General features: G+C 38.7%; 5 protein-coding genes. All 5 read right to left on the reverse strand.

The genetic code is table 11. The features are described from left to right. A partial coding sequence (locus LEP1GSC061_RS20755) for a hypothetical protein (protein ID WP_016543300.1) occupies window positions 1-973 on the reverse strand: 973 nt, incomplete at its 3' end. 191 nt (window positions 974-1164) lie between these two features. Further along, the gene (locus LEP1GSC061_RS00010; protein WP_016543298.1) at window positions 1165-1836 is read right to left on the reverse strand and encodes a DUF2971 domain-containing protein; all 672 of its coding nucleotides are present in this window, start codon (window positions 1834-1836) and stop codon (window positions 1165-1167) included. Between the two features lie 328 nt (window positions 1837-2164). Continuing rightward, the gene (locus tag LEP1GSC061_RS00015; protein WP_040507423.1) at window positions 2165-2605 is read right to left on the reverse strand and encodes a hypothetical protein; all 441 of its coding nucleotides are present in this window, start codon (window positions 2603-2605) and stop codon (window positions 2165-2167) included. Between the two features lie 188 nt (window positions 2606-2793). Continuing rightward, window positions 2794-3999 (reverse strand): hypothetical protein, encoded by a 1206-nt coding sequence (locus LEP1GSC061_RS00020; protein ID WP_016543301.1) that lies wholly within the window; start codon window positions 3997-3999, stop codon window positions 2794-2796. A gap of 1073 nt (window positions 4000-5072) precedes the next feature. Further along, complete coding sequence (locus LEP1GSC061_RS00025) at window positions 5073-5744, reverse strand: hypothetical protein (protein WP_040507426.1); 672 nt, start codon at window positions 5742-5744, stop codon at window positions 5073-5075. Window positions 5745-6440: the final 696 nt, after the last annotated feature.

Below are 6440 nucleotides of genomic sequence, written 5' to 3' on the forward strand. Positions count from 1 at the left end.
CGGGTTTCGAATAGTAATAGCCTTTGTTAGTCTTAATAAATAGGTGAAGTATTCCCTCATGCCAAATATTATAGTTCTTCAGCTGCAAAGTTATTCTTACTGCTGAGTTTCCGTTAATGTACATAGGTTTTTGTAAACTCGTTGAAAATTTAATATTAAGATTAGAAGCAATCCGCTGGATCGAACCTCGATATTCATCGGGCAGATTCTCGTGGTCTAAGATTTTGATCAATCTACCTTGATACTTTTCGGGATGATTTTTTTGATCTTCCAATAGAGTATATATTTTGTCATCAACCGAACCGATATCTACAGAATAACTTGCCTTTATATCGAGCTCATAAGCTTCACTTTCACCAAATCCTGCAATATGAGATATTGTACAATCAATTATGACACCGATTGAAGATATAGTAATTCCATTATCTATGTTGTTAATTAAAGATATATCGAATATAGGATCAATATCGGCAAATTCATAACGTCGAAAAACTTGATGAAATTCGGGATAAATCTTCGGATAGTTATCAATAAGCTCATCTGTCTCTTTCCATCCTTTTAACGATGAATCAAGTCTTATAAGACTAAATTCAATTATGTCTTTCTTTAACGCGTTAACATTGCTTAATCGACCATTCACATATTCTGACGCCTCATCTTCGGCACCCTGCTTCCAACTTTGTATTAGTTCAACTGTGTGTTTGTCTAAGTCGCTATCAATAATCTTTGCGCAATTCTGGCATAGCCAGATGCCATTTTTATAACTGGATCTTTCTAGTTCAGTGAGAGTTTTGTCGAATCTCGGCCCACCTGGTGATGCTGCGGTTATATGGCTAGCGACGCCGATATTGATTATTTTATCGTTTTCACTTGCCGGACCGACAGTTGCTCTTCGGCATTCCGGATTTGAGCATTTGTTCCCAGCGCGATCGGATAGCTTCTTTTTAATAGTTTGAGAAAAATCGTTCCTCATTTATATCCCTGTATATTTCGCCTAACGGCCAAGGCTTGACGACGTTGGCGAGCTGAGCGAAGCGAAGACAGGCATGAGAATTGCTTTGCAATTCGAGTGACTGAGCCAATGTGCCGAAGGCCGAGCGAGAGTTGCGTAAGCAATCTCGAAGCGTAGCGTCAGAGCCGTAAGTTAGGCGAAGTGCTGGGGACTTATACAATCGGTTCGTAAAGATCGTACTTTCCGATAAACTTAAGATTATTGGAATCACAATATTCCTTTATTTTTCTATTAAAAGTATCATCTGACTTTGGGTGAGTTTGAACATTCTCAATAAAACTTTCAATATACGATATATCAACCTTATGCCAATCTGGGCTAAAACTTTTCAATAAGTGTTCGTGTTCAGTGCCCGCCAACGCACTTTTAAATAATTTTATTTCCGCTGGACTTCCTTCATTGATAACTTCGGATTTTTTAAATATTAAACGAACTTCTTGTTCATAAGAAAATGGCATACGTTTTAGCGTATATATTTTCTCAAAATCAGTCCTATTTTTACTAATCCCTATTTTATTCAATTCTGCATTTAAATTGATTTCACTTTGATAATCCACATATAACAGATTTACACTTTTTATTTCTCTGATTTTATATTCGGAAACAGCAATTCTAATGGCTTGGTTATTAGAGCTATAAGAATTCCACATTGCTTCGCTCTCACCATTCATAGACCAAGATTGAGCAAAAAATATTCCTTCAAAGTGTAATGCTAAATCTATAAATATTCCTTTAGCTAAAGTATTCGGATATGTCTCTAGTATTTTTCTTATTTCATTTTGCCCACTTGTGGTTTTTAATTTTTGGAAAATTATAGCCCTCATGCTTATCTTCCCAAACTTCAGGACGAACGAAATGCAGAGATTTTGTTTGAACTAAGTCATCAAATTTTTCAAAGCTGATGTATCTATATAAATATCTATTCTTCAAAATGAACTTCCAGCATTTCGCCTAACGACCAAGGTGTTCCGACGTTTCGCGAGTCCGAAGGACTTGGCACGAGACTTGCCCAGCAAGGCGAGTGACAAAGCGAAATGTGGCGCAGCCCAAGCAAGGGGCGCGAAGCGATCCCGCAGCGATGCGGAAGCACCGATAGTTATGCGACGTTGTTTAAATTTAACCTAAGTAAATCTTTTGCAGCTCAGTCTTAACTTATAATAGATTGGATTGAACAATACATTCTGCAAATTCAATATCTTTTCTACGAATATATATACTATAATCACCAGTTTCATCTGATCGGATAGACATATGAGAACAACCGGCTTTTTTCAATTCGTCGTAGACTTTTCCACAAATCTTTCTCGATTTACTTTCTTTGTAAAAAGTTATTTGCTCGTATCTATTTCCAATTATATTTTTTATTTTACGTTTATATAAGTCTTCAAATTCATCTTCGCTATCAATTGTACCGACAAAAATATGATACTGGTCTATGCGGGACTCTTCGAATTCAGGAACGGAATTTACTTCCTCTGATAAATATACATCAAAGCCTCCATCTATTCTTTCATAAACAACTACTTCAATCATATCGTAAATAGCTGGGTGGAAATGATACTCTGTATATTTTTTATAAAAATTTTCTGTCATCTGATTTTTTCAAACAATGTCGCATAACGACCAAGGCTTGACGACGTTTCGCGAGTGCGTAAGCACTTGGCGCGAGGCTTGCCCTGCAAGACGAGTGACAAAGCGAAATGTGCCGAAGGCCAAGCAAGGGTGCGAAGCATCCCGCAGCGCTGCGTCAGAGCCGATAGTTAGACGCAGTGCCCACACTTTTAATTCATATAACTTATCATTTCGAATTTTTCGACAACCAATGAATCAGAGATTGAATTTATATTAACTTTAAATGCTTTTTTAAAAGGCATAATCAATAATAGAAAAATTAATAATACTTTATTATTAATTTTATTCTTTGAAGAATGAATACTTTGTCCTTCCAATCTAATTGTTCCTTCTAAAAAAGGAATATTCTTAATAGATTTTTCAGGCTTTAAAAGTAATTCTCCAATATTTCTTCGAAATAAATTCGGCTTGAGAAGCAAAATTAAATTCTTTCTTTCCAATTGGTAAGAAAGTTTTAACGTTTTACGCCTAAACCCACTATTATCATAATATGAACTTAATTTCTCGCAGATGTCTTGTTCGTATTCCGACAAGGATGGTCTGAATCCGTGTATCTTTTTAAACAGATTTTTTCTAAGCGATTGAATAATCTGAAAGGATGCTAAATTCTTTTTTATATACGTTATATTATTAGCAACTTTTTCAGAGAGTTCTTTTCTGGCTTCTTCTATGTTAAAAGGGATCTCATTAGAACTATCTTTTTCTTTTAATGTTAATATTTTCCCCGTATAAAAGGCCAAAAGAAACTCATTAGCCGAAATGCAATCCTCAATGGGAAAAAGATTTTTTTCATCAAATCCAATAGTAAAGCTAAACCTTAGCGCGCTAGCATACCAAATCAATTGTATTTTAACGGGAAAAAGTTGTGCACTATTTTCGATTTTCATATAGTCCTGAATATTATTTATCTCAACTATAGAAAATCGAGGGGAGACATCAAAATATCGCTTCGAATCCACATATAGAGAAAAGTATCTATCTGGAGGTAGATTAGATTTTATTTCTATTCTTTCCGTTTGCATTTTCTCTATTTTATTAGTTTTAGAATCTGTGATGAAAACTTCTCTCTTACCTTCTAAAATTAGAGGGTCTGCAGTTTTAACTTTTGATGAATTGAGCGAATTTAATCTAGCCAATTCTAATTCGGATACGGAAAAATGTATTGATGAATATTCTTGCTGAAGATCCGTCTCAGCATATTCGACATTTATTTCCTTTTCTATATTCGCGTTTGCATCATTCTTTTTTTGAAAGCCTTTTCTTATGATATAGAGCACAGGGCCTCCAATTACTAAAAGAAGTGCCCAAATAAAATTGCTAAGCAGGTTGTTTAAAATTGAATTTAGGTCTATCATAAAAGTTGATGGGCATTGCGTCTAACGACGTTGGCTTGCCGACGTTTTGCAATGGCACGAGACTTGCCCTGCAAGGCGAGTGACAGAAGCAAAATGTGCCGAAGGCCAAGCAAGGGTTGCGAAGCAAGCCCGAAGCGATGCGGCAAGTTGGCAGTTAAGCGAAGTTACGCCTCAAACACACTGCAATTTAATTCAATTTCACTACTTGGACGAAAGTCCAATAGTATTAAATTCCCTTATTCCAAAGTATCGCGCTCCCCTTTCGGGATTGGATAAAATGGAACCATAAGCTTCCGCAGGACGCTTAAATATCAAGATGCAATCCCTGGCGACGGCACCAGCTCGCATTGGGGAGCGCTTACACTCTGAAAAATTATCTATGTTTTAGAACCAAATCCGCACGCCTCCGAGCTTCAAAAAAATAAAAAAACAAAATCCGGCGGAATTTCGCTTAACGACGTTGGCTTGCCGACGTTGGCGACTCTGAGCCTCGAAGAGGCGTTAGAGCCAGGTGCGACCTTTTGCCAAGCAAAAGTCGTGACTGGAGCCAATGTGCCGAAGGCCAAGCAAGGGCTGCGGAGCAAGCCCGAAGCGATGCGGCAAGTTGGCAGTTAAGCGAAGTTACGCCTCAAACACATTGCAATTTAATTCAATTTCACTACTTGGACGAAAGTCCAATAGCATCCAAATTCACTAGTCCAAAGTATCGCGCTCCCCTTTCGGGATTGGATAAAATGGAACCATAAACTTCCGCAGGACGCTCAAATACCAAGATGCACATCATGCCGACGGCACCAGCCTCCATTGGGGAGCGCTTAAACTCTGAAAAATTACCTATGTTTTAGAACCAAATCTACACGCTTCCGAGCTTCGAAAAATAAAAAACAAAATCCGGCGGAATTTCGCTTAACGACCAAGGCTTGACGACGTTTCGCGAGTCCGAAGGACTTGGCGCGAGACTTGCTTTGCAAGGCGAGTGACAAAGCGAAATGTGGCGAAGCCTGGAGCGAGGGTGCGCAAGCATCCCGAAGCGTAACGCCAAGCCGATAGTTAGCCGCAGTGATTCTTGCTTCTCATAAAGATTTAAATGGTCTTTTTTGATTTTGATAAATTGACAACATCTCTTGAAAACTTAGCTCTTCAATTCGAATGTTATTTTTCGCAATCTTTCCTTTTTTAAGCCTTAAACTAATTCTCTTTCCTTCCTTTATAGTAACTCGGGCAGAAAACTGACCCTCTAATGTAACTGGGTTAAAAAGAGGCGGACACAATAGAGTTCCCGCATTTGCTATAAGCAAATGTTCACCTCCTTCTATTAACAAATCCTTCATTTCCTTCCACCATGGATCTTTGATACTATGCTCAATTTTCTGCACATGAAGATAATCGCCCAATCTTTTACCTATTTCTTGTAATCTCCTAGACACAGGGGTATATAGTAGTCTCAAGGGTTCGTATCCGTCATCGAGTTCAATTATAAGAATAGAAACCTTATCTATATTTGAAAAGACTCTCTCAATCTCCTTCCCAAGTATGGCAATTTGCCAGCCCTTTTTGATGTGCTTAGCTACATTAGCCATATTGGATATATGCTCGCGTAAACGAGCTTCAATTCCACAGCGAAGCTCAAAGGCAGCATAGAACATATGATCTCTTTTACCAGTTTTCAGACAATGAAATGCTCTTTTTAAATAGTCCTCTGGTAAAAACGAATACTCTAAATCTTTTTGGCGTTTTTTATTCATTATACTGGCTAAGTATCGAGAATCATTGCGGCTAACGACGTTGGCTTGCCGACGTTTTGCAATGGCACGAGACTTGCCCTGCAAGGCGAGTGACAGAAGCAAAATGTGCCGAAGGCCAAGCAAGGGTTGCGAAGCAAGCCCGAAGCGATGCGGCAAGTTGGCAGTTAAGCGAAGTTACGCCTCAAACACACTGCAATTTAATTCAATTTCACTACTTGGACGAAAGTCCAATAGTATTAAATTCCCTTATTCCAAAGTATCGCGCTCCCCTTTCGGGATTGGATAAAATGGAACCATAAGCTTCCGCAGGACGCTTAAATATCAAGATGCAATCCCTGGCGACGGCACCAGCTCGCATTGGGGAGCGCTTACACTCTGAAAAATTATCTATGTTTTAGAACCAAATCCGCACGCCTCCGAGCTTACAAAAATAAAAAAACAAAATCCGGCGGAATTTCGCTTAACGACGTTGGCTTGCCGACGTTTTGCAATGGCACGAGACTTGCCCTGCAAGGCGAGTGACAGAAGCAAAATGTGCCGAAGGCCAAGCAAGGGTTGCGAAGCAAGCCCGAAGCGATGCGGCAAGTTGGCAGTTAAGCGAAGTTACGCCTCAAACACACTGCAATTTAATTCAATTTCACTACTTGGACGAAAGTCCAATAGTATTAAATTCCCTTATTCCAAAGTATCGCGCTC

It is taken from the genome of Leptospira wolffii serovar Khorat str. Khorat-H2 (assembly GCF_000306115.2).
GTDB classification, from domain to species: domain Bacteria; phylum Spirochaetota; class Leptospiria; order Leptospirales; family Leptospiraceae; genus Leptospira_B; species Leptospira_B wolffii.

What these genes read in the sequence shown, in the direction of transcription:
- LEP1GSC061_RS00010 (WP_016543298.1), bottom strand. Translation starts at nt 1,836, where the DNA reads ATGAGGGCTATAATTTTCCAAAAATTAAAAACCACAAGTGGGCAAAAT.
- LEP1GSC061_RS00025 (WP_040507426.1), bottom strand. Translation starts at nt 5,744, where the DNA reads ATGAATAAAAAACGCCAAAAAGATTTAGAGTATTCGTTTTTACCAGAG.
- LEP1GSC061_RS00015 (WP_040507423.1), bottom strand. Translation starts at nt 2,605, where the DNA reads ATGACAGAAAATTTTTATAAAAAATATACAGAGTATCATTTCCACCCA.
- LEP1GSC061_RS00020 (WP_016543301.1), bottom strand. Translation starts at nt 3,999, where the DNA reads ATGATAGACCTAAATTCAATTTTAAACAACCTGCTTAGCAATTTTATT.